The sequence below is a fragment of the Variovorax sp. 05N34 genome (assembly GCF_056397405.1).
Genome location: NZ_JBFTNI010000028.1, coordinates 1 through 2,710 on the forward strand (window position 1 = coordinate 1; position 2,710 = coordinate 2,710).

The window sequence follows — 2,710 nt, forward strand, 5'->3', positions numbered from 1 at the left end:
GCGGCCACCAGCACGCTCGATGTCGCGCTCGGTAGCGCGCAGCCCGTCATCTCGGCGGCGACGGCTGATCTGGGCGGCACGCTCAACATCACCGGCTTCGGTGCGAGCGCGCCGACCTCGGCCAGTGCGCTGATCGGCACACAGACCAATGTGATTCACACGACCGGCGGCATCACCAACGACTTCGATTCAGTCACGCTGGGCGGAGCATCGAGCCCGGTTGATTACCTCACGCTCGCCGGTGGCAAATCGGCCAATGCGCTGGACTACAACGTGGGCTTTGGCTTGACCTGGCTGGCGGGTGCGACACAAGGCAACGGCGTGTTCACGCTGGCGAATCCCGTCGACACCTTCAACGTCGACATGGCCCTGGGAAATCAGGCAGCCTCCGCCACCGGCTGGGACGGTACGACGCTGACCAAGAACGGCGCGGGCACGCTCTTGCTCTCGGCGGTCAACACCTACACCGGGCAGACGTTGATCACCGCCGGCACGTTGCAGACCGGCATTGCGAATGCGTTTGCCACCAGCAGCGCGGTGAATGTTGCGAGCGGCGCCACCCTGGATCTGAACAACTTCAATCAGACCGCCAATAGCCTGTCCGGCGCAGGCAACGTCACGCTGGGCAGCGCGGTACTGACGGCGAACAACACCGCCGATACGACCTTCGGCGGGGCACTCAGCGGCACGGGCGGTTTGATCAAGAACGGCATCGCCGCGCTGACGCTGACGGGCGACAGCGCCTACACCGGTGGCACGACGATCTCGGCGGGCACATTGCAACTGGGTGCCGGCGGCACCACCGGGAGCATCGTCGGCGATGTCACCAACAACGGCACGCTGTCGTTCAACCGCTCGAACGCCTTGACCTTCGATGGCTCCATCAGCGGCGGGGGTGTCGTTCATCAGCAAGGCGCCGGCACCGTGCTGCTGACGGGCGATAGCAATGCTTTCTCCGGCACGACGCTTGTCGACTACGGCACGCTGCGGGTGGATGGCACCTTGGGCTCCGCGACCAGCGGGTTGACCGTACAGTTGGGCGGCACGATCGCCGGGCACGGCACGATCGGCGGCAATGTGTTGGTCGACAACGGCGTGCTGGCACCCGGCGCATCGCCCGGAACGTTGACCATCGGCGGCGAGCTCTTTTTGACCAGCACCGCAGTACTCAACTACGAGTTCGGCGAGGCCAATGCCGTTGGCGGCGCGCTCGACGACCTGACCGTCGTGGGCGGCAATCTGACGCTGGACGGCACTCTCAACGTCACCGCGCCGACCGGCGGCACATTCGGGCCCGGGCTCTATCGGGTGATCAGCTATGGCGGCACGCTGACCAACAACGGCCTCGAACTCGGCACGCTGCCAGCTGGCAGCGACGCCTTCGTCCAGACCGGGTTTGTCGGCCAGGTCAATCTGGTCAATATGGCGGGCCTCACGCTGAACTACTGGGACGGCACCGGGCCGAAGTTCGATGGCGTCATCAACGGTGGCAACGGCGTGTGGCAGGCGGCAGCCGGCAACGACAACTGGACCGAAGCCACGGGAACCCTCAACGCACCCTATACCGATGGCGCCTTCGCCATCTTCGCCGGGACGCCGGGAACGGTGACGGTCGACAACAGTCTTGGAGCGGTCAGCTCGTCGGGCATGCAGTTCGCCACCAGCGGCTACGTGGTCGAAGGCGATCCCATCACGCTGCTCGCCGGGGCCAACACGATTCGCGTCGGTGACGGCACGGGCGCGGGATCCGGATATGTCGCCACCATCGGCCCTGCATTGACCGGCGCAGGCGGTGTCGACAAGACCGATCTCGGCACCTTGGTCCTTGTCGGAGCGAACAGCTATACGGGCGGCACGACGATCTCCCAGGGCACGCTGCAGCTGGGCAATGGAGGCACGACGGGTTCGATCGTAGGCGACGTGGTGGACAACGGAACGTTGGCCTTCAATCGCTCCGACGCGGTGACTTTCGGCGGCGTGATCAGCGGCAGTGGTTCGGTCCACCAAATGGGAACGGGCACGACGATCCTCACCGCGGCCAACGCCTACAGCGGCGGGACGACGATCTCCGCGGGCACGCTGCAGTTGGGTGACGGCGTGGCGACGGGCTCCATCGTGGGCGATGTCGTCGACAACGGTGCACTGGCGTTCAACAACCCCGGAGGCACCATGTTCGCCGGCGCGATCAGCGGCACCGGACAGGTGATCAAGTCCGGCGCGGCGGCATTGACGCTCACCGCCGACAACACCTACACAGGCACCACCACCATCTCGGCAGGCACGCTGCAACTGGGTACGGGCGGCACCACAGGTTCGATCGTGGGTGACGTCACCAACAACGGCGCGTTGATATTCAATCGTTCCAACAATGTCACGTTCAGCGCGGCCATCGACGGCACCGGCAGCGTCAGCCAGATCGGCGGCGGAACCACCACGTTGACGGGCGCCAACGCCTATGCGGGCGGAACGACCATCTCGGGCGGCACGCTCTCAGTCGGCGCAGATGCGAACCTGGGCGCGGCCGCTGGCGGCGTGGCGCTGGATGGCGGCACGTTGGAAACCAGTGCGAGTTTCACGTCGGGCCGCGCGGTCACGATCACTCCCAACAACGGCAGCATCCAGACCGATGCGGGGACGACGCTCACGCTGACCAACACGCTCTCCGGTGCCAGCGGCGCACTGACGAAAGAAGGCGATGGCACGCTGGTTC

1 protein-coding gene is annotated in these 2,710 nt (G+C 65.8%); it reads left to right on the top strand.

The window, feature by feature from the left end:
- Positions 1-2,710 (top strand): beta strand repeat-containing protein (locus tag AC1DMA_RS30080; protein ID WP_478146473.1); only part of this gene is annotated, 2,710 nt, incomplete at both ends.